Below are 24,088 nucleotides of genomic sequence, written 5' to 3' on the forward strand. Positions count from 1 at the left end.
ACAACAAATCCGTCGGTTCAGGAGTGCTCAAGATAGACCGCAGCCGGGCTCAATGGCTCACTGCATTGATGAAACAGTTTTCATGAACAGGCCACCGGTCACTGAAACAGCTCGTTACTGCGGCGCCTGAACCAGCCCGTCAGTGACAGTCGATCACGGCTGGCAGGCATGACTTCATGGGGAATATCACCGGACAGAAAAACCACCAGGCAACCGCCTGTAGGCTGGACGTCGTAAGCCACATCGTCCTTGAGGTACATGCGCAACTGGCCGCCATGCTCGGGCAGCCAGGCATTGTTGAGGTAAAGCACCGCCGACACCATGCGCTTGTCATCATCGCGAAAGCGATCCACATGCCTGAGGTAGCGGGCACCCGGTGGATACAGCGCAAAATGGCTTTCGTAGTCCTCCAGCCCCAGGAAAAGGCCGCGATTGAGCGCCTGACGCAGGCTTTCCATCAATTCCAGATAGCTGTCGCAACACTGCACCTGCCCCGCTTCAAGCCACTGAATGCGGTCACCACGAATACCTTCGCGTATTTCCTGCGCTGCGCCCTTGCCAATAGCGGCAGGCTCGAGCTCGCCTTCGGCAGCACGTTTTCGGCACTCTTGCTCAAGTTCAAGAGTCAGAGCTTCGGGCAGGAAAATATTCTGCTGCGACCAGCCGTTGGCGGCCAGGTCGTCGACGATTCGCAACAGCAGTGGGTGGTCAGAGGGTATGCGCATGGCGTGCATAGTATCGATAAGCCATGAAATCCGACAGAGGCGTATACATGTGGTATCACACGCGTGAGATTTCACTCGCCGACGGCACTCATAACTCGACAAATCCACGCTAACACCCGGAGAATAGCGGCCTGCCGACAGGAGTCCCCAATGCGTCGTTTGTTTGTTTTGCTGTTGATGTTCTGCACCTCCCCTGCCTGGGCAGACAGCTACGATCAGTTGTACAAGGCCGCAGGCTGGCCGGAACAGCGCGCGCATTTCAACGATGCTCTCAAGGCTGCTCAACAGCGCTACAGCAACAACCTGCCGCCTGCGGTTTATCAAGCGCTGGTCAATAACAGCAATCAGCGTTTTTCCCCCCAGGCCATGGACCAGCGCGCGTCGAAGCGCCTGCGTGAAAGCCTCAAGGACCCTGCCCCGTCGCTGCAGTTTTTCCAGTCGCCGCTGGGCCGAAAGATCGTCAACGCCGAGCTGACCGCCACCCGCGCCGATCAGCTGGCCAAACATGCCCAAGGGCTGCCGCATATCGAAGCGGATGCAACGCGTCAGTTGTTGATCGGCCATCTGGCCCAGGCACTGCCGGCCAGAGAGGCCGGCGCGGAAGTCAGCCTTGCCATCGCAGGCGTTGCCGCAGACAGCCTGAGCCAGATGATTCCCGGCCTGCTCGGTGGAGGCCAGGCGCAGGGCATGCTCGAAGGCCAGCGCGAGCGCCTGATGGCGCAGATGAGTGCTGATCTGAACAACACGCTGCTGTATGTGTACCGCGACCTGTCCGACCCTGAACTTGAAGAGTTCTCGACCTTCGCCGAGTCACCGGAAGGCAAAGCCTATTATCAGGCAGCACTGGCTGCGATTCGCGCCGGACTGGCGGTTGGGCAAAGTGCGTCGAGCCTGAACCCCTGATCGGTACCGACGGCTTAGCGCAAACGCCCTTCCAGAAAATCAAAGTACCTTGCCCGTAACTCCGGCGATTCATTGGCCAGATGATGCCGGGCGTGCCCCAGCATCAGGATCTGCGGCTGGCTGAACTTGCCTTTCAGAACCGTGAGGTTGTGAGACCAGTCGACCGTCATATCTGCGTCACCTTGAATGATCAACGGGCTGCGCAGGCTGCGCGGCGCGCGCTCAATACGCACAATCCATTGCGACAACGCGCCGACCCAGGCAGTGGGCAGGCGACGCGGCTGCAAAGGGTCCGCCAGGAGAAAAGGCAGGAACGCAGGCGCATTGGAGTTTTCGGTGAAACGCCGGGCAATGCCGTTTACGAACGGTTTGAGCAGGTGATAACTCAGACGCGACCAGCCCCAAGCGCGCGGCCGGACCAGCGGCGCCAGCAGGATCACCTCCCCCTGCGCCGGCGAGTCTGCCCCCTGATGAAGCAGGTGATCCGTCACGATGGCACCACCCATGCTTTGTCCGCACAGGTGCCAGGGATGTGGCAGCCCAAGGCCTTCGGCTTCAGACAGCAGACGTTGCAACACCAGTTGATACTCGGCGAAGTCATTGATACAGGCCCGACTGCCGCTGGACAGGCCATGGCCCGGCAAGTCGCAGGCGATCACGGCGAACCCCTGCTCCAGCGCCCATTCGATCACATGCCGGTATAGCCCCATGTGGTCGTAAAAACCGTGAAACAGAAACAGCGTGGCGACCGGACTGTCAGGCATCCACACCTGCCCGACAACCTCGTAGCCCGCGACATCGAGACGCCCCAGCCAGCTGCGTATGATTTTTTCGCCGCCCAGCCCGGCCAGGCCGTAGAAGCGTTGATAGGCCAGTCCGTCCATGGAAAGCGGGTCGATGATATTCAGCGGCAGCAGGCTGGCGCGCAGTTTATCGGGGTCAAACGTGGCGGACATGTGGCTTCCAGATTCCGGGAAACGGTAAGTAAAATTGTGTAACGATATTCTTCTGTATGCTCCGGCATGGCAAGCTGCTCGGCTGCAATCACACGCTTCACATGCTTAGGCACATCGCCATCAGACTGCACGGTAGCGAACGCTATCTTAATGTTTACTGCGTACTCGATCGCGGTAGGCTTTCGCGCTGTGTTATGCAGGGCGGCCTGTCAGGCTGCTGCCATATTGCACAACCATAGCCTTCGCCCATGCATCACGCCATTCACAGAGAAACCCGGATGAAACGCAGCCTCGTCATTCTAGCCATCATCATCGCCATCCTTGCAGGCGGCGCGGGCTGGTACGTCAATAGCAAACAACCGGTCCGTGATGGCGAGATTGCCATGAGCCATCTTCAGGCACCTGTCACGCTGCGTTACGACGAGCGTGGCGTGCCGCACATCCGGGCAGAGAACGAAGCAGATCTGTACCGAGCGCTGGGTTATGCCCATGCTCAGGACCGGCTGTTCCAGATGGAAATGCTGCGGCGTCTGGCGCGTGGCGAACTGGCGGAGATACTCGGGCCGAACCTGGTCGAGACCGACAAACTGTTTCGCACATTGCGTATTCGCGAGCATGCCGACGCGTATGTCGCACGCCAGGACAAGAACACCCCGACCTGGAAAGCGCTGGAAGCCTACATCGACGGCGTCAATCAGTATCAGGACACCCACGCACGACCGATGGAGTTCGACGCGCTGGGTATTCCCAAGCGGCGCTTCACTACCGAAGACACCGTGAGCATCGGTGGCTATCTGGCGTACAGCTTTGCGGCAGCATTCAGAACCGAACCATTGCTGACGTATGTGCGCGATCAACTGGGCCCGCAGTATTTGAAAGTGTTTGATCTGGACTGGCATCCGGACGGCATGCTCGGTTCTAAACCGGCATTGGCCAGCGCCGACTGGAAAGGCCTGGCGCAGTTGGCCCAGCTGAGCCACAAAGCGCTGGAAGGCGCAGGTCTGCCGCAGTTCGAGGGCAGCAACGCCTGGGTGATTTCCGGCAGCCGTACGCAAAGCGGCAAACCGATCCTCGCGGGCGACCCGCACATCCGCTTTTCCGTGCCTTCGGTGTGGTACGAAGCACAGCTTTCTGCGCCGGGTTTTGAGCTGTACGGACACTTTCCGGGGCTCAATCCGTTCGCGTTTCTGGGCCACAACATGGATTTCGGCTGGAGCCTGACCATGTTCCAGAACGATGACGTGGACCTGATCGCCGAGAAGACCAACCCGGACAACCCGAATCAGGTCTGGTACCACGGGCAATGGGTGGACATGAAACGCACCGAGCAGCAAATCACCGTCAAGGGCCAGGCCCCGGTCACACTGACGCTGCTCGAATCGCCGCACGGACCGATCGTCAACAATGTGATGGGCAAGAACGCCGGCCAGACGCCAATCGCGATGTGGTGGTCATTTCTGGTGTCCGCCAACCCGGTGCTGGATGGTTTCTACGAAGCCAACCGCGCCGACACGTTGGATAAAATGCGCAGCGCCGCCGAGAAGATCCAGTCGCCGGGCCTCAACATTGTCTGGGCCAATGCCAAAGGTGATATCGGTTGGTGGGCTGCGGCGCAACTGCCGATTCGTCCGCAAGGCGTCAACCCGAGCTTCATCCTCGATGGCAGCACCGCGCAGGCGGACAAATCGGGCTTTTACCCATTCAGCGCCAACCCGCACGAAGAAAACCCGGCGCGCGGCTACATCGTGTCCGCCAACTTCCAGCCGCTGTCGCCGACCGGCATGCAGATTCCGGGTTACTACAACCCGGCCGAGCGCGGTCAGGAGCTGAACCGGCAACTGAGCGACTCCACCATCAAGTGGGACCTGGCCGCCAGCAAGGCGCTGCAACTGGGCACGCAGACCGATTACGCACCGAGCATTCTCAAACCGCTGATTCCGGTACTGCGCAGCGTTGTCAGCGACCCGGACGAAATCGCCCTCGTGGAGCGGCTGGCCAGCTGGAAAGGCGATTACCCCGTTGATTCGGTGGGTGCCACACTGTTCAACCAGTTCCTGTTCGACCTGACGGAAGAAACATTCCACGACGAACTGGGCGATACGATGTTCGAAACGCTGCTGTCGACCCGCGTATTGGACGCCGCCCTGCCGCGTCTGGCCGCCGATGCCGATTCGCCGTGGTGGAACAATCGCAATTCACCCCATGAAGAAAGCCGCGCCAATACCGTCAAGGTAGCCTGGCGAGCCAGCGTGTCGCACTTGCGGTCGCTGTACGGCACCAACCCGGATGAATGGGTGTGGGGCAAGGCACACACCCTTACTCAGGGTCACCCGATGGGGTCGCAAAAGCCGCTGGACATGATCTTCAACGTTGGCCCGTATGCAGCGCCGGGCACCCACGAAGTGCCGAACAACCTGTCATCCAGCATCCGCCCTGCCCCGTGGCCCGTCGGCTACGGCCCTTCGACCCGCCGCCTTATCGACTTCGCCGACCCGGCGCATAGCCTGGGTATCAACCCGGTAGGCCAGAGCGGCGTGCCGTTCGACAAGCATTATTCGGATCAGGCCAAGGCGTTTGTGAGTGGCGAGTACGTGCCACAGCGCTTCAGCGAGAAAGACGTGGCAGAGCATACGGAAGGGGTTTTACGGTTAGTGCCGGGGGAATAGCCGCCCCCTGAAATGTGGCTTCTCGTGGGAGCGAGCTTGCTCGCGAACTGTCGGGAGCCGACAGTGAAACCTTCACGCACGGTACATCAGGCACAACCGGGTTTGACTATCGTGCCAATGCTCCGCGTTGGCATGCCTTTCGTGACGCTCCGCGTCACAAGTCTGCGTAGCACCGCGCTATCAAGATCGGACGCAGAGCGTCCAGAGCTGCGCTCCCACGCCGGAGCGTGGGAGCGATAAACCGAGATAGCTAGTTGCTGCCGGTAACCGGCAGTTCGCGAGCAAGCTCGCTCCCACGCCCTCCGGGCACGATCAGGTCTTCACGCCGCAGGCGCACGCCTTGGGTCCGGTTGTTTCCAGGCGTCTGCTGCGCTTTCCTCGATGGCTTGCTGGATGGCACGCTTGCGGCTGTTTTCCGCGCGGCGGGTGAAGAACCAGACCAGGAAGGTCGCCAATGAAACGGCCAGCAGAATCAGGCTCGCCACTGCGTTGATTTCAGGTTTAACGCCCAGTCTCACGGCGGAGAACACTTCCATCGGCAGAGTCGTCGAACCCGGCCCGGAAACGAAGCTGGCGAGCACCAGGTCGTCCAGCGACAGTGCAAACGACATCATGCCGCCGGCTGCCAGCGACGGCGCGATCATCGGGATGGTGATCAGCAAGAACACCTTCCACGGACGCGCGCCCAGATCCATCGCCGCTTCTTCAATCGACAGGTCCAGCTCACGCAGCCGCGCCGATACCACCACTGCCACGTAGGCCGCGCAGAACGTCGTGTGCGCGATCCAGATGGTCATGATGCCGCGCTCCTGCGGCCAACCGATCAATTGCGCCATGGCCACGAACAGCAGCAACAGCGAGAGGCCGGTGATCACTTCGGGCATTACCAGCGGCGCAGTTACCAGCCCGCCAAAGAACGTCCGACCCTTGAAGCGACTGATGCGGGTCAGCACAAACGCAGCCATCGTCCCCAGCGCCACCGCAGCAACGGCGGTGTAGCAGGCGATCTCCAGCGAGCGCATCACCGAGCCCATCAGTTGCGAGTTGTCCAGCAGGCCGACGTACCATTTCACCGACCAGCCGCCCCAGACCGTCACCAGTTGCGAGGCGTTGAACGAGTAGATGACCAGAATCACCATCGGCGCATAGATGAACAGCAAACCCAGAACCAGCATCAGGTTCGAGAATCGAAAGCGGTTCATGCCTTGCCCTCCAGTTCTTTGGCCTGACTGCGGTTGAACAGGATGATAGGCACGATCAGCACCAGCAGCATGATGACTGCCAGCGCCGAAGCCACCGGCCAGTCACGGTTGTTGAAGAATTCCTGCCACAGCACGCGGCCGATCATCAGGGTTTCCGGGCCACCCAGCAGTTCCGGAATCACGAATTCGCCGACCACCGGGATGAATACCAGCATGCAGCCGGCGATCACACCGTTCTTGGACAGCGGTACGGTGATTTTCCAGAAACTGTTGAAGGTGCTCGAACCCAGATCGGACGCGGCTTCCAGCAGGCTGGTGTCGTGCTTCACGAGGTTGGCGTACAGCGGCAAAATCATGAACGGCAGGTAGGAATAGACCACGCCGATGTACACCGCCAGGTTAGTGTTGAGGATCTGCAACGGCGCGTCGATCAGCCCGAGCCACATCAGGAATGCATTGAGCAGCCCGTTGTTGCTGAGAATGCCCATCCAGGCGTAGACGCGGATCAGGATCGCCGTCCAGGTCGGCATCATGATCAGCAGCAACAGCACGGTTTGCAGGTCCTTGCGCGCGCTGGCGATGGCATAGGCCATCGGATAGCCGATCAGCAGGCACAGCAAGGTGCTGATGAAGGCCATCTTCAGCGAGCCCAGATAGGCCGAAACATACAGGTCATCGCCACTGAGCAAGGTGTAGTTGGCGAAGTTGAGGACCATCTGCAGCTTTTCGTCGGCGTAGCTGAAGATCTCGGTGTATGGCGGGATCGCGACGTCGGCTTCGGCGAAGCTGATCTTGAGCACGATCAGAAACGGCAGGGCAAAGAACAGGAACAGCCAGAGGAACGGCACGCCGATGACCATCTGCCGCCCGTTGGGCTTTATGCGCTCGAACGCGCGCTTGATCTTGCGGATTTTCATGAGCGCAGCACCACGCCGCTGTCGTCTTCCCACCACACATAGACTTCATCGCCCCAGGTAGGCCGTGCGCCCTGACGCTCGGCGTTGGCGACGAACGACTGCACCAGTTTGCCGCCCGGCAGCTCGACGTAGAACACCGAATGACCGCCCAGATAGGCGATGTCGTGGACCTTGCCGCGTGACCAGTTGTATTCGAAGCCTGGCTGCTCGGTAGTGATCAGCAGCTTCTCAGGGCGCAGGGCGTAGGTGATGTGCTTGTCTTCCACCGACGTACTGACGCCGTGGCCGACATAGATATTGCGCTCCAGCTCGGGACTGCGGATCAGCGCGTGGGCTTCCATGTCTTCGATCACGTCACCTTCGAACAGGTTGACGCTGCCGATGAATTCGCAGACCAGACGGCTGGTCGGGGTTTCGTAGATATCGATCGGGCTGCCGATCTGCGCGATCCAGCCCAGGTGCATGATTGCGATGCGCTCGGCCATGGTCATGGCCTCTTCCTGATCGTGAGTCACCATTACGCAGGTCACGCCGACGCGCTCAATGATCTCCACCAGTTCCAGCTGCATCTGCGAACGCAGTTTCTTGTCCAGCGCACCCATTGGCTCATCAAGCAACAGCAGCTTGGGCTTTTTGGCCAGCGAGCGGGCCAGGGCCACACGTTGACGCTGGCCGCCCGAGAGCTGGTGCGGCTTGCGCTTGGCGTACTGGGTCATCTGCACCAGCTTGAGCATCTCCGCCACGCGGGCTTCGATTTCCGGCTTGGCCAGCTTGTCCTGTTTCAGGCCAAAGGCGATGTTGTCCGCCACGGTCATGTGCGGGAACAGCGCGTAGGACTGGAACATCATGTTGATCGGACGTTCATACGGCGGCATGTCGGTAATGTCGACACCATCTAGGTAGATACGGCCCTCGGTCGGGCGCTCGAAACCGGCCAGCATGCGCAGCAGTGTGGACTTTCCGGAGCCGGAGCCGCCAAGCAGGGCGAAGATCTCACCCTTGTTGATTTGCAGCGACACGTCGTCCACCGCAATCGTCTCGTCGAACTTCTTCGTGACCCGATCAATCCTGACCAGCACCTCTTTGGGTTGCTGACCGCCTTCGAGGGCTTTCTTGTAGGCGCCGGAGGCAACTGCCATGGGTGAAACTCCCAACAGATAGGCAACCGGCCAATACGGCCGGGTGCTGGATTTTTATTTGCCCGACTTGACCTTGGTCCAGCTGCGGGTCATCAGACGTTGCACCTTGGGGGGCAACTCGCTGTTCACGAACAGGCGGTCCAGCACTTCCTGAGGCGGGTAAACCGCTGCATCGGTGCGGATTTTCTGGTCCATGAACTCGCCGGAGGCGGGATTGGGGTTGGCGTAGCCGACTTCATCGCTGACCTGGGCGATCACCTTGGGGTCAAGCATGTAATTGATGAAGGCGCTGGCGACCTTGATGTTTTTCGAGTCTGCCGGAATGGCCAGCATATCGAACCACAGGTTGCCGCCCTCCTTCGGGATGCTGTAAGCGAGCTTCACGCCTTTGCCTGCCTCTTCTGCGCGCGCCTTGGCCTGGAACACATCGCCCGAAAAACCGGCTGCAACACAGATGTCGCCATTGGCCAGATCAGTGATGTATTTGGACGAGTGGAAATAGGTTACGTAAGGACGAATCGCCATGAGTTTGGCTTCGGCCTTCTTGTAGTCCGCTTCCTTGGTGCTGTTGGGGTCCAGCCCCATGTAGTTGAGCACCGCCGGCAACATTTCATCAGCGGAATCAAGAAACGCTACGCCACAGCTGGACAGCTTCTTGATGTTTTCCGGCTCAAACAGCACCGCCCAAGAGTCGATCTTGTCGACACCCAGCACTGCCTTGACCTTCTCGACGTTGTAACCGATGCCGTTGGTACCCCACAGGTACGGCACGGCGTACTGGTTACCTGGATCGTTCTTCTCCAGGCGCTTGAGCAGCGCCGGGTCGAGGTTCTTGTAATTGGGCAGCAGCGACTTGTCGAGTTTCTGGAACGCGCCAGCCTTGATCTGCTTGCCGAGGAAGTGATTGGACGGCACCACCACGTCATAGCCGGTGCGTCCGGCCAACAGCTTGGCTTCAAGGGTTTCGTTGGAGTCGAACACGTCGTACATCGGCTTGATACCGGTCGCGGCTTCGAAGTCCGCCAGGGTGGTCTTGCCGATGTAATCGGACCAGTTATAAATATGCACGGTGGATTCAGCCTGAGCACTGATCGACAGTGTCAGCCCGGCAGCCGCCAGCAAGGCTTTGGAAAAAATAGAAATAGACAAAGAATGAGTCCTTTTAACAGAGGGGCCTGAGCGCCGGAGGGCGTCCGGAAAACCAAACCGGCGCGCAACTTACCGTCTATGCGTCCAACCAGCAAAGGTTTAGGCAATATTCCTGTCTGTTGGAGGCTGCGCAGCCAAGGCTACGCAGCATCCACAGGTTTGATGACAGGCTTATTTACCTGACTTTATCTTGGTCCAGCTGCGGGTCATGATCCGCTGCGTGGCAGCAGGCAAGTCCGCGATTGCATACAGTTTGGCCTGTACGTCGGCAGGCGGATAAACGCCAGGATCACTGGTGATTTCCTTGTCGACCAGTGCCGTCGCTGCCGCGTTACCATTCGGGAAGCGCACTGCGTTGGTGATTTCAGCCATGATTTCGGGCTTCATCAGGAAGGTCATGAACTTGTAGGCACCTTCAACGTTTTCGGCATCCTTGGGAATGGCGACCATGTCGTAGAAGCTACCGGCACCTTCTTTGGGAATGTTGTAAGCAACTTTTACCTTGCCACCGGCTTCGGCAGCGCGGGATTTGGCCTGATAGATGTCACCCGAGTAGCCGACTGCGACGCAGATATTGCCGTTGGCCAGGTCCGAGATGTACTTGGACGAGTGGAAATAGCCAATCGACGGACGAATCTTCATGAACAGCGCTTCAGCTTCGGCGAGCTGCTTCTTGTCCTGAGAGTCGGTCGGGTAGCCCAGGTAATGCAGGGCAATCGGCAGCATTTCGGTCGGCGAGTCGAGGAAGCTGATGCCGCATGATTTCAGCTTGGCAGCGTTCTCGGGCTTGAACAGCAGATCCCAGGAATTGACCGGCGCATCGGCGCCCAGCGCAGCCTTGACCTTGTCCGGGTTGATGCCGATACCGATCGAACCCCACATGTACGGGAATGCGTGCTTGTTGTCCGGGTCGCTGACCGACACGGCTTTGAGCAACGATTCGTTCAGGTTTTTCCAGTTCGGCAGTTTGGATTTGTCCAGTTCCTGGTAGACGCCCGCCTTGATCTGCTTGGCCAGGAAGTTGTTGGACGGCACAACGATGTCATAGCCGGACTTGCCGGCGAGCAATTTGGCTTCCAGCGTCTCGTTGCTGTCGAAAACGTCGTAGACCACCTTGATGCCCGATTCTTTCTCGAACTTGGCAACGGTGTCCGGCGCGATGTAATCGGACCAGTTATAGACGTGCAGCACTTTATCATCGGCCTGCGCAGCGGCGGCCACAACGCCCATCAGGGACAGCGCGAGAAGGGTCTTGCCAAATTTTTTCATGCGTAGCTCCAATGTATTTTTATCACTGACCGTCAGTTAGCGGCTTGTAGCCATTAGTCTGGCAACTTCCAGGGCAGGCTTTCAAGCCGACACCCGTTAAACAACGCACATTGCGCTTGAATCGACCTTTTTTGCGGATTCAGCCCTGCAATACCGCCAGCGTCAGATCCAGGCATTTGCGAGCCTTTTCCACCAGTTCGTCGATTTCCGCAAAACTGATCACCAGTGGCGGCGCAATGATCATCGTGTCGCCCACGGCCCGCATGATCAGGCCATTATCGAAGCAGAAGGTTCGACAGATCATCCCGGCGCCCTTGTCGGTGTAGCGCTCGCGAGTGACCTTGTCCTTCACCAGTTCGATGGCCCCCAGCAGCCCGACGCCACGGACCTCGCCCACCAGCGGATGATCGCTCAACTCACGCAAACGCTTTTGCAAATACGGTGCCGTTTCCGACTTGACCCGTTCGACGATCTTTTCTTCGCGCAGGATACGTATGTTCTCCAGCGCAACGGCTGCCGCCACCGGATGCCCGGAGTAGGTAAAGCCATGATTGAAATCACCGCCCTCGTTGAGCACCGCAACGATTTCATCACGCACGATCAGGCCGCCCATCGGCACGTACCCGGAGGTCAGGCCTTTGGCGATGGTCATCATGTCGGGTTTGAGGCCATAAAAATCGCTACCGAACCACTCACTGGTGCGGCCGAAGCCACAAATCACCTCATCGGCGGCGAAAAGGATGTCGTAGCGGGAAAGGATCTCCTTGATCTTCGGCCAGTAGGAATCAGGCGGCACGATCACACCGCCTGCGCCCTGAATCGGTTCGGCAATGAATGCGCCGACATTCTCGACGCCCAGCTCGATAATTTTCTTTTCCAGTTGCTCGGCAGCCCACACACCGAACTCGTCCGGCGTCATGTCACCGCCTTCGCCGAACCAGTAGGGCTGCGGAATGTGGACAATACCCGGAATCGGCAGGTCGCCCTGCTCGTGCATGTAGGTCATGCCGCCCAGGCTGGCACCGGCGACGGTGGAGCCGTGGTAGCCATTGACGCGGCTGATGATGGTTTTCTTGTCTGGCTGGCCTTTTAGAGCCCAGTAATGACGAACCATGCGTAGCATCGTGTCATTGCCTTCAGAACCTGAACCGGTGAAGAACACATGATTCATGCCCTGCGGAGCGATTTCGGAAATGGCTTTAGCCAGTTCCAGCACCGGCGGGTGGGCGGTCTGGAAAAACAGGTTGTAATAAGGCAGCTCACGCATTTGTTTGCTGGCAGCGTCGGCCAGTTCTTCCCTGCCGTAACCAATGGCTACGCACCACAGGCCGGACATGCCATCGAGGATCTTGTTGCCCTCGCTGTCCCACAAATAAACGCCCTCGGCACGGGTAATAATGCGCGGGCCTTTCTCTTTCAATTGTTTGTAGTCGCTGAACGGTGCCAGGTGATGTTCGCTGCTCAAGGCCTGCCATTCGAGGGTTTGCGGATTATTGTGGGCACTCATGCAGCACTTCCTTTAATTAGGGTCAGTTATCAGAGCGCCGCATACCTGCTGCTGCGGCGCTCTGCGGGATCAGACGGCGAAGAGCAGGAATTCCCGCTCCCACGAGCTGATCACGCGCTTGAAGTTTTCATGCTCGGCGCGCTTGACCGCGACGTAACCGATGATGAATTTCTTGCCCAGGTACTTCTCGATGGTCTTGCTGTTTTCCATGCGCTCCAGCGCGTCTTCGATGGTCAACGGCAGACGCAGATTACGCCGCTCGTAACCCCTCCCGACCACCGGTGCGCTCGGGTTGATGCCTTCGACCATGCCGATGAAGCCGCACAGCAGACTGGCGGCGATGGCCAGATAGGGGTTGGCATCGGCACCTGGCAGACGGTTTTCCACGCGACGGTTCTGCGGCACTGCGTCCGGCACGCGCAGGCCGACGGTACGGTTCTCTTCGCCCCACTCGACGTTCACCGGTGCCGAGGTGTCGGGCAGAAAGCGGCGGAACGAGTTGACGTTGGGGGCGAACAGCGGCAATAGCTCGGGGATGAACTTCTGCAGACCACCAACGTGGTTCAGAAACAGCTCGCTCATGGTCCCGTCTTCATTGGAGAAGATGTTCTTGCCGGTCTCGATGTCGATGATGCTCTGGTGCAAGTGCATGGCACTGCCTGGCTCGCCGGTCATCGGCTTGGCCATGAAGGTCGCCGCGACGTCGTGCTTGAGCGCGGCTTCGCGCATGGTGCGCTTGAACACCAGAATCTGATCAGCCAGCGAAAGGGCATCACCGTGACGGAAGTTGATTTCCATCTGCGCCGTACCGTCTTCGTGGATCAGCGTGTCCAGGTCCAGGTTCTGCAGTTCGCACCAGTCATAGACGTCTTCGAACAGCGGATCGAATTCGTTGGCCGCTTCGATCGAGAACGACTGACGGCCGGTTTCCGGTCGCCCGGAGCGCCCGATCGGTGGCTGTAGCGGATAGTCCGGGTCGTCGCTACGCTTGGTCAGGTAGAACTCCATCTCCGGCGCCACGATTGGCTGCCAGCCCTGATCGGCGTAAAGCTTGAGGACCTTCTTCAACACGTTGCGCGGCGACAGCTCGATGGGGTTGCCCTGCTTGTCGTAGGTGTCGTGAATCACCTGCGCAGTGGGCTCGACCGCCCAGGGCACCAGGTACACCGCGTTCTGGTCGGGACGGCAGATCATGTCGATGTCTGCCGGGTCCAGCAGCTCGTAGTAGATATCGTCTTCTACGTAGTCGCCGGTCACCGTCTGCAACAGCACGCTTTCAGGCAGACGCATGCCTTTCTCGGCGATGAACTTGTTGGTCGGCGAGATCTTGCCGCGGGTGATGCCGGTAAGGTCGGACATCATGCATTCGACTTCGGTAATCTTGTGTTCTTTCAACCAATCGGTGAGCTGGTCGAGGTTGGTACTCATAAATACCTCAGGGTTTTATTGTCCTGATCGTGATCAGGCGTTCCAGACGCATCGGCGTCATGTTGTACAACTCGTTTCGGCAGACGCCGATTAGGGGTAAGGTGACAGCTGCGGGGCCGGATTTCCAGACGGCCGCGGTCACACTGACGAAGCCGTTATAGTGGTAATGTCCAGCATTGAGAGTAGAGCAGACTGGCTTCGATAGCCGTTCAGGGATGTCGCAAGGTGTGGCAACCCACCACGAGCACCGATATCACAGGCATGATGAGCGCTGTACGGACTTGATAGTCGCGTGTCGACCAGGGAAAGGTGAAGCATTGGACCCCCGCTATTGTTGCTCTACTGGGTTGCGATCGAGCTTAGCCTCGTTCATTTTTTTATACAACAACCCGTTAAAAATAGAAGACAGGCCGCTCTAGCTCGTATTTAACGACGGTCAGAAACGGAATAAAACGCCCTAAATAGCGGCAAAAAAGGCCATATGGCGCAGTTTTAGGGCAAAAAAGGCTCTATTGACTTCATCATGGCTTTCGGATTGACTGAGATCCGCAATCATTGATGATTGATATTTTTAACAACAAAGGTGTTGCATCATGTCGGTACCCCCGCGTGCCGTTCAGCTTAACGAAGCGAACGCGTTCCTTAAGGAACATCCTGAGGTTCTGTACGTTGACCTTCTGATTGCAGATATGAATGGTGTGGTGCGTGGCAAACGCATCGAACGCACCAGCCTCCATAAGGTTTACGAGAAAGGCATCAACCTGCCGGCCTCTTTATTTGCTCTGGATATCAATGGCTCCACGGTGGAAAGCACCGGCCTGGGCCTGGATATCGGTGATGCTGACCGAATCTGTTATCCCATCCCCGACACCCTGTGCAACGAGCCATGGCAAAAGCGCCCTACTGCGCAATTGCTGATGACCATGCACGAACTCGAAGGCGACCCGTTTTTCGCCGACCCGCGTGAAGTATTGCGCCAGGTCGTCGCAAAGTTCGACGAAATGGGCCTGACCATCTGCGCCGCGTTCGAGCTGGAGTTCTACCTGATCGATCAGGAGAACGTGAACGGTCGCCCGCAACCGCCCCGCTCGCCGATCTCCGGCAAACGCCCGCATTCGACACAGGTCTACCTGATCGATGACCTGGACGAGTACGTCGACTGCCTTCAGGACATCCTTGAAGGTGCGAAGGAGCAAGGCATTCCTGCCGACGCAATCGTCAAGGAAAGCGCCCCGGCACAGTTCGAAGTCAACCTGCATCACGTCGCCGACGCGATCAAGGCGTGCGATTACGCCGTGCTGCTCAAGCGCCTGATCAAGAACATCGCCTACGATCACGAGATGGACACGACCTTCATGGCCAAGCCCTATCCGGGTCAGGCGGGTAATGGTCTGCACGTTCACATCTCGATCCTGGATCGCGATGGCAAGAATATCTTCACCAGCGAGGATCCCGAGCAGAACGCCGCATTGCGTCATGCAATCGGCGGTGTGCTCGAGACCCTGCCGGCACAAATGGCTTTCCTGTGCCCGAACGTCAACTCGTATCGCCGGTTCGGTGCGCAGTTCTATGTGCCCAACTCGCCGACCTGGGGTCTGGACAACCGTACGGTCGCCGTTCGCGTACCGACCGGCACCGCCGATGCCGTGCGTATCGAACACCGCGTTGCCGGTGCCGATGCCAACCCGTATCTGGTCATGGCTTCGGTCCTGGCGGGCGTGCACCACGGCCTGGTTAACAAGGTCGAGCCTGGCGCCCCGGTAGAAGGCAACTCGTACGAGCAACACGAACAAAGCCTGCCGAACAACCTGCGCGACGCACTGCGCGAGCTGGACGACAACTCGGTGATGGCCAAGTACATCGACCCAAAATACATCGACATTTTTGTCGCCTGTAAAGAGAGCGAGCTGGAAGAGTTCGAACACTCCATCTCCGACCTCGAGTACAACTGGTACCTGCACACCGTCTGATTGAGGCTGAGCAACATAAAACGCCGCAAAGCCTTGAGCTTTGCGGCGTTTTTGTTTGCGCCCGGAGCACCTCTCGCGCCGCATAATCAGGAGAGAACGCGGAGCGTCCAGAACTGCGCTAACACGCGGAGCGTGGGAGCGATAATCGTTTGGCGACGACAGAGATTCATCCAGTCAGAATCCCTTACAATGCCGTCAGCCCAACCACGAGCCACGCCCATGACACGCGCCGCCACGCCCCGCAAACCTCAAGCACGCAGCCAGGCCAGGATCGATTCGATTCTCGACGCCGCGCGCACGCTGCTCGCCGAGCAAGGGGTGGCCAGCCTGTCGATCTACAGCGTGGCTGAACGCGCAGGTATTCCACCCTCATCGGTGTATCACTTCTTCGCCAGCGTTCCGGCGCTGCTTGAAGCGCTGACCGCTGATATTCACGCGGCTTTCCGCGCCTCACTGCAAGCGCCTATCGATCACGACCAGCTCACCACTTGGCGCGACCTATCGCGTATCGTCGAACTGCGCATGCTGGCCATCTACAACGCCGACGCCGCCGCCCGCCAATTGATCCTTGCCCAGCACGGCCTGACCGAAATCAACCAGGCAGACCGCCAGCACGACATAGAGCTGGGGCATTTGATGCTTGAGGTCTTTGACCGCCACTTCCAGCTGCCTGCGCTGCCGGATGACGTGGACGTATTTGCGCTGGCGATGGAACTGGGGGATCGGGTGTATGCACGGTCAGTGCAGTTGCATGACGAGATCACACCGCGCATGGCTGAGGAAGGGATGCGGGTGTTTGATGCTTATTTGGGGTTGTATTTGCCGATGTTTTTGGTGAAGCGAGTTATTTAAAGCTCACTATTCACGGATCTTCTTCACACCTTCATGATAAGGCGTAAAACGTTTTCTATATTTTCTTTCTCGCTCGATAAACCTGGCGTTCAGAACATTGTACCTCTCAGGATCAAAAGCACTGGTTCCTTTCGACGCCTCCATCACTTCGAGCGCTTTCACTGTAACGTCTAACTCTTCTCGGAAGGTGCTTTCTGCCAACTTGAGTACGTCTGCTTTGCGCTGGTCAGCTGCACCAGATTTATAAAAACGATTAAAAGTTTCACGTTTTTCTTTATAATTTCTGATCATGGATTTTAAAGTCCCGCCTGCACTCGGATCAACAGACGAGCTGGAAATTGAACTCTTACTTGCCAAGCCCACACCTGTTGATGAAGCAATGGGAAGCGAGGGAGTTGACGAAACAGTAGCAGAGGAATATGGCAATTCATCAACCATGCCAGGCAACTGTGATAACGGTATTTTTTTAGGCGCCAGTATAATTGTTCCGGCGCGTAATAACTTATCAAGCAACCCAGCACTTATATGCCCCGACGGATCCCCAAACCCAACCGGATCCCCACCCACATAACCATAAGCATTCAACCCTCCCTCGCCAAACGGGCTCAGACTGTCCGGGCTGTTAAACCGCATCAACACCGGGTTATAAGCCCGATACCCATTCCCCAGCAGATAATGCCCGGTCGCCGGATCTCGTCGCTCGCCATTGAAGCCCAGCAAACTGGTTAGTCCGCTTTCAGCCGGATGATGTCCGTAGACGCTATACGCCATAGACTCAACCCCGGTGTTATCCACAAGTTGCAAAACTGAACGTTGCTGATCGGTCGCCAGCAGCGTCGTGTCCACTAGATCATCAACGTGCCGCTGTTGAGCCAATAGCCGGTCTTCATGCTGAAAGACCGTGCTCCGCAACGCCCCCTGAATCTCGGTCGCCAGAACGTTCTTCCGATAGAAGCGCTGGATATCTTCCTGCCTCACCGGCGAACTGGAAGCCAGACGGTCCAGCGGGTCGTAGCGATAGCGGCATAAAACTGCTTGGGCTGAAGAGGTCATGGCTGATGCTTCAAATAGAACCAGCTATCAGCATCCAGCAAAACTGATACTTCGCCTACCTCACATAATTGCTAGGTAAACAGCAAAAAACCCCGGAGGGTCAGGACCGTCCGGGGCGTTTTTTATTCATTGTTTATAGCTTGGCGATGGAGACTTCTGTCGACTTCACGAAGGCAATCACTTCGCTGCCGACGACCAGTTCCAGCTCTTTTACCGAGCGGGTGGTGATAACCGAGGTCACAACGCCGGAAGCGGTCTGTACGTCGATTTCCGACAGTACGTCGCCGTGGACGATTTCCTTGATGGTGCCTTTGAACTGGTTGCGAACGTTGATGGCTTTAATAGTCATGGCATGTCTTCCTTTGGGGATCAGGGTTAATTTGCCCAGCGCAATTGCGTAGGCAGTGGCGAAAACGGTTCCGGGTCAGGTGGCGAACCCGGCAGGGCCAGCACACGGTTGAGCACTTCGGCCTCCAATGCTGCAAGGCGATGCGAACCACGAACACGCGGACGTGGCAGGTCGACCAACAGGTCTAAGCCGATCTGGCCTTCTTCGATCAGGATCACGCGGTCGGCGATGGCGACTGCCTCGCTGACATCGTGAGTAACCAGCAGTACCGTGAAGCCGTATTGGCCCCACAGTTTTTCAATCAGTTGCTGCATTTCGATGCGGGTCAAAGCGTCCAGCGCGCCCAACGGCTCGTCGAGTAACAGCAGGCGCGGCTTGTGAATCAGCGCACGCGCCAGAGCAACACGCTGCTTCTGGCCACCGGACAATGCCGCTGGCCACTCGTTGGCGCGTTCGGCAAGGCCGACGGCCTCGAGCGCTTCGAGTGCTTGCGCACGCCAGTCGCCGCTCAGGCCAAGGCCGACGTTGTCGATGATCTTCTTCCAGGGCAGCAACCGCGCCTCCTGGAACATCAAACGCGTATCTTCGCGAGCGTCGTCCAGTGGTGCAGAACCTGCAAGCAATTGACCCTCGGTTGGCTTGTCGAGACCGGCAAGCAGGCGCAGCAAGGTACTTTTACCGCAGCCACTACGGCCGACGATGGCGACGAACTGACCGGCCGGAATATGCAGGTCGATGTCCTTGAGCACTTCGCGAGTGCCGAACGCTTTTTTCAGGTTGCGTACTGCCAGCGGAATACCGCGCAGCAAATGTGGAGGTTGCTGTTTCAGACTGGTCATGCGGCACCGCCTTTGCTCACTTGATAGGCCGGGTGCCAGCGCAGGCACACACGTTCAAGGCCTCGCGCCGCAAGATCAGCCAGTTTGCCGAGGACTGCGTACAACACAATGGCCAGTACCACGATGTCGGTTTGCAGGAATTCCCGCGCATTCATCGCCAGGTAACCGATGCCGGAGCTGGCAGAAATGGTTTCCGCCACGATCAGCGTCAGCCACATGAAGCCCAGCGCAAAGCGCACACCGACCAGAATCGAAGGCATGGCACCTGGCAGGATCACATGCCGGAACAGGCTGAAACCTGACAGGCCATAGCTGCGGGACATTTCTACCAGCGCCGGATCGATGTTGCGGATGCCGTGGTAGGTATTCAGATAAATAGGGAACAGCGTGCCCAGCGCGACCAGAAATATCTTCGCTGTCTCGTCGATGCCGAACCACAGGATGACCAGCGGAATAAGCGCCAGGTGCGGCACGTTACGGATCATCTGCACCGAGCTGTCCAGCAGGCGCTCGCCCCATTTGCTCAGGCCGGTGATAAAGCCCAGAGCCAGACCGATGCCGCCGCCGATGGCGAAACCGATCCCGGCACGCCAGCCGCTGATAGCCAGGTGGGTCCAGATTTCGCCACTCGCGACCAGATTGATACCCGCCTCAATGACTGCGCTGGGTGCGGGCAGAATGCGTGTGGATAACCATCCGGCGCTGACAGACAGCTGCCAGACGGCCAACAACAGGACTGGAAGTGCCCAGGGCGCCAGTCGGTGAATGATGCGTTGCGAAGCACTGAGGCTCATGGAGTTGTCTCCTCGAAGGGCCTGACGATCACTGTGCTTGAGCAACAGCAGCAGGAGGTGTCCAGACCACATCAGCAATGCTGAGCGGCTTCGGAATCAGTTTGAGCTGGTAGAAGGTGTCAGCAATTTTCTGCTGCGCCGCTACAACCGGCGGAGTAATGAACAGCGCACCGTAGCCCTGGCGTTTTACCGAGGTCAGGGTGATGTCGGCGGGCAGCCCCAGCAACGGCGCAACCTGTTTGGTCACTTCGTCAGGGTGAGCCTTGGACCATTCGCCCACCGCACGAACTTCTTCGATCAAGGCTTGAATCACCTTCGGATTCTTTTGCGCGTAAGGCTTGGTCGCCAGATAGAACTGGTGGTTGTCGACAATGCCGGTGCCGTCTTTCAAGGTCCGCGCCTGCAATTGCTTCTCTGCGGCAGCCTGATACGGGTCCCAAATGACCCAGGCGTCTACGCTGCCGCGCTCGAAAGCGGCACGCGCATCGGCCGGAGGCAGGAAGACGGTCTGGATATCGGTGTATTTCAGGCCGGCATCTTCCAGTGCCTTGACCAGCAGGTAATGGACGTTCGAGCCTTTATTGAGGACGACTTTCTTGCCTTTCAGGTCTTTAACCGAAGTAATAGGCGAGTCTTTGGGCACCAGGATGGCTTCGCTGGTCGGCGCTGGCGGCTCGTAAGCCACGTACAGCAGATCCGCGCCTGCTGCCTGAGCGAAAACCGGCGGCGTTTCACCGGTCACGCCGAAATCAATCGAGCCCACGTTCAGACCTTCAAGCAACTGCGGGCCGCCCGGAAATTCTGTCCACTGAACCTTTACGCCCTGCTCGGCCAGGCGCTTCTCCAGCGAACCCTTGGCCTTGAGCAGCACCAGCGTGCCGTATTTCTGATAACCGATGCGCAGATCTTCCGCCTGGGCCTGGGTGACCGCGCCAAGCGCGACCGCAGCAGCAAACAGAGCGACAAGGCCTCGACGCAAAATGACAGTGCGCATATGCGCTCCTTTAGCGGGTGTTGGGTAGTGCCTGCTCAGCCAGTCACAGACGAACAAGGCGGGAATAGGGACGACATTAACAGCACTTTTTTATATCTATAAATCTTATTTATTCATTTAGTTATTCCATAAATGAATATAAAGGGCAGTACTATTTTTCAGCTATCGTGCGGCGTACTGCGGCGGCATGCCGTTCTGGACCCTCTGCGTCTGATCGTGAGTATGCGGCGTGGCGCATATCCATGACGCGGAGCGTCACCACAGGCATTCCCACGCTGGAGCGTGAGGAACGATGATCTCAACTATCGTGCGACGCTCTGCGTCCGATCTTGAACAGGCGGCGGGGCGAAGATCTGTGACGCGGAGCGTTACTCGCGGCATTCGTACGCTGGAACGTGAGGAACGATGATCTCGACTATCGTGCGACGCTCCGCGTCCGATCTTGAACAGGCGGCGGGGCGAAGATCTGTGACGCGGAGCGTCACCACAGGCATTCCCACGCTGGAGCGTGAGGAACGATGATCTCGACTATCGTGCGACGCTCCGCGTCGTATGCCGTTCTGGACGCTCTGCGTCCGCGCTTGATCAAGCGACGCAGTCGGCGGCTATGAGGGAGGAATAAAAAAGGGCCGATGAATCGGCCCAAATAACCCCACGCTTGGTAGATCGAAAATTAGCGGTTTGGCTGAGGTGTCAGGCGCAGATAAGGCGTGACGGCCTTGTAGCCCTTGGGAAAGCGTTCTTTGATCTCGGCTTCGTCTTTGATCGACGGCACAATCACTACATCATCGCCGTCCACCCAGTTGGCGGGCGTGGCAACCTTGTAGTTTTCGGTCAATTGCAGCGAGTCGATAACGCGCAGAATCTCGTGGAAATTACGCCCGGTACTCGCCGGATACGTAATCGTCAGGCGCACTTTCTTGTTCGGGTCGATCACGAACAGCGAGCGCACAGTCAGTGTGTCGTTGGCATTGGGATGAATAAGGTCATACAGGTCGGAGACCTTGCGGTCGGCATCGGCCAGAATCGGGAAGTTAACCTGGGTGTTTTGCGTGGTGTTGATGTCGTCGATCCACCTGATGTGCGAATCAACCGGGTCAACGGACAGCGCAATGGCTTTTACACCGCGCTTGGCAAACTCGTCTTTCAATTTGGCGGTGAAGCCCAGCTCAGTGGTGCAGACAGGTGTGAAGTCTGCCGGATGAGAAAACAACACACCCCAGCTGTTGCCGAGCCATTCATGGAAACGGATACGACCTTCGCTGGATTCCTGCTCGAAGTCAGGGGCGATGTCGCCAAGTCGCAGTGTCATGGTGTTGCTCCTTGTCTGTATCGGGTAGGCCTTGGTATGACGTTACTGTGCGCCCTGTTGAGAAAAGTTAAAAAGAATAAATAATGCGCTTGATAGACCTGCCAGGAATATCAAAAAACGGGCAAAAGAAACCCCGCACCGGGCGGGGTTTCTTCAGGCTTCAGTACACTTACAAGAAGTTGTAGGTGTAGTTGAAGAGGATACGGGTTTGATCGGTGTCAGCAGTAGTAGCGACGTCACCGCGGAAGGTGCCGTGACGTACAGTAGTACCGAAGCCTTTCAACACGCCGCTTTGAATCACGTAGTCAACGCGCATATCACGTTCCCACTCGGAGTGAGTACCCAGATTGCGGTTTACGTCACGGATGTCATCACCGCTCAAGTAAGCAATCGCAGCCTTCAGACCAGGAACACCGACCTTGGCAAAGTCATACGAGTACTGACCGAATGTGGTGTTTTCACCAGCACGGTTGAAGCCGTTGATCATCGAATCGGTGAACAGGTAGAAGCTTGAACCGCCGTTACCTTCAGGACGACCGCGACCATCCACTACGTTACCTTGACCAAGGTAGACCATGCCGCCGCTGTCACCCACTTGCTGGTGACCGACCATGAGCGCGTGACCACCCAGGGAGTAAGTGAACATTGCAGACCAGGTCTGGTTGTCGACTTCACCGGTGTGAGAGGCGTAACCACCGTTGTTGTTGAAACGATAGCCTGCTGCGGCCTGGCTGTTTTTGCCGTCAGCGCTGCTGTTGAAATAACGCAGGTCAGTCTTGAAGGACTGGTTGTCGCTGATCGGGTAAACATGAACCAGACCCAGGAAGTGCTGCTTGTAGAAGTCTTCCAGGTTGGCGTAGTAGTACTGCAGGGTCAGGTCTTTGGTGACTTTCCAGTCAGCACCAGCGAAACGGAACTGGTCGGAGCCCTGAGTAGCACCGGCAACGGACAGGTCAGTCCAGTTGCTCGAAGCACGGCCGATGGACTTGTTCAATTGACCAGCGGTGAAGGTAACGCTGTCCAGATCCTTCGAAGTCAGGATGCCGCCCTCAAAAGCTTGAGGCAACAGGCGACCATCGTTGCTAACCAGAATTGGCAGGTTCGGTGCCAGAGCGTTACCGACCTTCAATTCAGTTTTGGAGAAGCGCATCTTGGCGTTGGCGCCGACACGGGACCAGTCGCTGACCGAAGAACCATCAGTATCAGTCGGAACAACAGTGTTGGCCGTGTTGACAGTGTGGTGCTGAATGCCGCCACCCAGGTGCAGACCCATTACAGCTTGTGCATCAAGACCAAAACCAACGGTGCCTTGGGTAAAGCCAGAGAGGTAGTCGAATTTCAGACCGGTAGCGGTTTCACGCTGGTCAGATGCACGAACGCCTTCACGCAGGTCGTTGTTGAAATACAGGGTACGAGAACTGACGGACGCTTTGCTGTCTTCAAGGAAACCAGCTGCACCGGCCTGCTGAGCCAATGCCGCGACGGTTACGGCCAAGGCCAGGGTGGACTTCTTCATTAACTACGCTCCTCGTGAATCTAATTTTTTATGTCTCCGGTGCCGGGCATTGCCCTGACCCAGAGATATTGCGAAAGGTGACAGTCCCGATCTGGAGATCAATGGATTCTGTACACCCCGACTTTTGACTAGACCGCGCATGTCGGTGGCCGTACGTTAGTGAAAATTCATCATGCTCAAAAGAAACCGTTTTGCAGGTTCTAAGAACAATCAGGCATATGTCACAACTCGTGTCAGCCAGGACGTCACGGAGTGTATCGACCTAATCGGGTAATTCCCAAAATTTATTTCGGTACCATTCGTCAGATCTTTTGGTTTTGTATCAGTGACCGGCCAAATCGCGACCAACCGGTCATAGTCCCCAACGGCAAAGCGCAATTTGCTTGCCAGTAAAAGCCTTGTAAAACGGGTACTTCAGAGAGATTAGTGATGAAATGTGACAATTGTCATCACCTTGACTCCCGACGCTCCACGGTCATGAAATATTTTCTAAAAACCGCTCCAAACACCCTTTTTCAGCGTTTTTTACCGTCTGAAACATGCGCTCA

Annotated in this window: 20 protein-coding genes; 4 read left to right on the top strand and 16 right to left on the bottom strand. The window is 57.5% G+C overall.

All coding sequences use genetic code 11. The features are described from left to right. Window positions 1-98: 98 nt before the first annotated feature. Complete coding sequence (locus RYB66_RS17655; RefSeq protein ID WP_005741083.1) at window positions 99-734, bottom strand: 2OG-Fe(II) oxygenase; 636 nt, start codon at window positions 732-734, stop codon at window positions 99-101. 141 nt (window positions 735-875) lie between these two features. On the opposite strand from RYB66_RS17655, the gene RYB66_RS17660 reads away from it, so the two are divergent. Then, on the top strand, window positions 876-1,628 hold the full coding sequence (locus RYB66_RS17660; RefSeq protein WP_117140111.1) for a DUF2059 domain-containing protein: 753 nt from the start codon (window positions 876-878) through the stop codon (window positions 1,626-1,628). Window positions 1,629-1,642: 14 nt separating this feature from the next. On the opposite strand, the gene RYB66_RS17665 is transcribed toward RYB66_RS17660, so the two are convergent. Next, a complete protein-coding gene (locus tag RYB66_RS17665) occupies window positions 1,643-2,584 on the bottom strand; it encodes an alpha/beta hydrolase (RefSeq protein WP_016982735.1) in 942 nt (313 codons plus the stop codon). Window positions 2,585-2,862: 278 nt separating this feature from the next. Between RYB66_RS17665 and RYB66_RS17670 the strand changes: the two genes are divergently transcribed. After that, window positions 2,863-5,250, top strand: coding sequence for a penicillin acylase family protein (locus RYB66_RS17670; RefSeq protein ID WP_316895023.1), 2,388 nt, complete (start codon window positions 2,863-2,865; stop codon window positions 5,248-5,250). Between the two features lie 320 nt (window positions 5,251-5,570). Here RYB66_RS17670 and RYB66_RS17675 read toward each other — a convergent pair whose 3' ends face one another. From RYB66_RS17675 to RYB66_RS17705, 7 genes are all read right to left on the bottom strand, one after another. Beyond that, window positions 5,571-6,452 carry an ABC transporter permease subunit gene (locus RYB66_RS17675; RefSeq protein ID WP_004655028.1) on the bottom strand — a complete coding sequence of 294 codons (882 nt, stop codon included), beginning with the start codon at window positions 6,450-6,452 and terminating at the stop codon, window positions 5,571-5,573. Then, window positions 6,449-7,369, bottom strand: coding sequence for an ABC transporter permease subunit (locus RYB66_RS17680; protein WP_003372160.1), 921 nt, complete (start codon window positions 7,367-7,369; stop codon window positions 6,449-6,451). Before RYB66_RS17680 ends, RYB66_RS17675 begins: the two co-directional genes overlap by 4 nt. Further along, window positions 7,366-8,508: a polyamine ABC transporter ATP-binding protein gene (gene potA, locus RYB66_RS17685; RefSeq protein WP_005758600.1), complete on the bottom strand. Its 1,143-nt coding sequence runs from the start codon at window positions 8,506-8,508 to the stop codon at window positions 7,366-7,368. The genes RYB66_RS17680 and potA overlap by 4 nt, the downstream gene beginning before the upstream one ends. A 54-nt stretch (window positions 8,509-8,562) precedes the next feature. Continuing rightward, on the bottom strand, window positions 8,563-9,657 hold the full coding sequence (locus tag RYB66_RS17690; RefSeq protein WP_316895026.1) for a polyamine ABC transporter substrate-binding protein: 1,095 nt from the start codon (window positions 9,655-9,657) through the stop codon (window positions 8,563-8,565). Between the two features lie 171 nt (window positions 9,658-9,828). After that, the gene (locus RYB66_RS17695) at window positions 9,829-10,926 is read right to left on the bottom strand and encodes a polyamine ABC transporter substrate-binding protein (RefSeq protein WP_004663257.1); all 1,098 of its coding nucleotides are present in this window, start codon (window positions 10,924-10,926) and stop codon (window positions 9,829-9,831) included. Window positions 10,927-11,065: 139 nt separating this feature from the next. Further along, window positions 11,066-12,433 (bottom strand): aspartate aminotransferase family protein, encoded by a 1,368-nt coding sequence (locus RYB66_RS17700; protein ID WP_010195719.1) that lies wholly within the window; start codon window positions 12,431-12,433, stop codon window positions 11,066-11,068. 69 nt (window positions 12,434-12,502) lie between these two features. Continuing rightward, window positions 12,503-13,861 carry a glutamine synthetase family protein gene (locus tag RYB66_RS17705; protein ID WP_002555767.1) on the bottom strand — a complete coding sequence of 453 codons (1,359 nt, stop codon included), beginning with the start codon at window positions 13,859-13,861 and terminating at the stop codon, window positions 12,503-12,505. A 593-nt stretch (window positions 13,862-14,454) separates the two neighbouring features. Here RYB66_RS17705 and RYB66_RS17710 point away from each other — a divergent pair. Together RYB66_RS17710 and RYB66_RS17715 are read left to right on the top strand one after the other, a co-directional pair. Then, a complete protein-coding gene (locus tag RYB66_RS17710; RefSeq protein ID WP_005781591.1) occupies window positions 14,455-15,831 on the top strand; it encodes a glutamine synthetase family protein in 1,377 nt (458 codons plus the stop codon). A 219-nt stretch (window positions 15,832-16,050) separates the two neighbouring features. Further along, on the top strand, window positions 16,051-16,683 hold the full coding sequence (locus tag RYB66_RS17715) for a TetR/AcrR family transcriptional regulator (protein ID WP_004655040.1): 633 nt from the start codon (window positions 16,051-16,053) through the stop codon (window positions 16,681-16,683). Between the two features lie 6 nt (window positions 16,684-16,689). On the opposite strand, the gene RYB66_RS17720 is transcribed toward RYB66_RS17715, so the two are convergent. The 7 genes from RYB66_RS17720 to RYB66_RS17750 all read right to left on the bottom strand — a co-directional run bounded on the left by RYB66_RS17720 (window position 16,690) and on the right by RYB66_RS17750 (window position 23,540). Beyond that, window positions 16,690-17,736 (bottom strand): RHS repeat-associated core domain-containing protein, encoded by a 1,047-nt coding sequence (locus RYB66_RS17720; protein ID WP_316895030.1) that lies wholly within the window; start codon window positions 17,734-17,736, stop codon window positions 16,690-16,692. Between the two features lie 133 nt (window positions 17,737-17,869). After that, a complete protein-coding gene (locus RYB66_RS17725; protein WP_002555770.1) occupies window positions 17,870-18,085 on the bottom strand; it encodes a molybdopterin-binding protein in 216 nt (71 codons plus the stop codon). 26 nt (window positions 18,086-18,111) lie between these two features. Then, window positions 18,112-18,924, bottom strand: a complete 813-nt coding sequence (gene ssuB, locus RYB66_RS17730; RefSeq protein ID WP_010195713.1) for an aliphatic sulfonates ABC transporter ATP-binding protein — start codon at window positions 18,922-18,924, stop codon at window positions 18,112-18,114. Continuing rightward, window positions 18,921-19,718, bottom strand: a complete 798-nt coding sequence (gene ssuC, locus RYB66_RS17735; protein WP_004655051.1) for an aliphatic sulfonate ABC transporter permease SsuC — start codon at window positions 19,716-19,718, stop codon at window positions 18,921-18,923. The genes ssuB and ssuC overlap by 4 nt, the downstream gene beginning before the upstream one ends. A 28-nt stretch (window positions 19,719-19,746) precedes the next feature. Then, window positions 19,747-20,712, bottom strand: coding sequence for a sulfonate ABC transporter substrate-binding protein (locus RYB66_RS17740; protein WP_002555773.1), 966 nt, complete (start codon window positions 20,710-20,712; stop codon window positions 19,747-19,749). Between the two features lie 673 nt (window positions 20,713-21,385). Next, window positions 21,386-22,024: a peroxiredoxin gene (locus tag RYB66_RS17745; protein ID WP_316895032.1), complete on the bottom strand. Its 639-nt coding sequence runs from the start codon at window positions 22,022-22,024 to the stop codon at window positions 21,386-21,388. 169 nt (window positions 22,025-22,193) lie between these two features. Next, window positions 22,194-23,540, bottom strand: a complete 1,347-nt coding sequence (locus RYB66_RS17750; RefSeq protein WP_005781600.1) for an OprD family outer membrane porin — start codon at window positions 23,538-23,540, stop codon at window positions 22,194-22,196. Window positions 23,541-24,088: the final 548 nt, after the last annotated feature.

This window comes from Pseudomonas syringae group sp. 243L2, from assembly GCF_032587875.1.
Classification (GTDB): Bacteria; Pseudomonadota; Gammaproteobacteria; order Pseudomonadales; family Pseudomonadaceae; genus Aquipseudomonas; species Aquipseudomonas amygdali.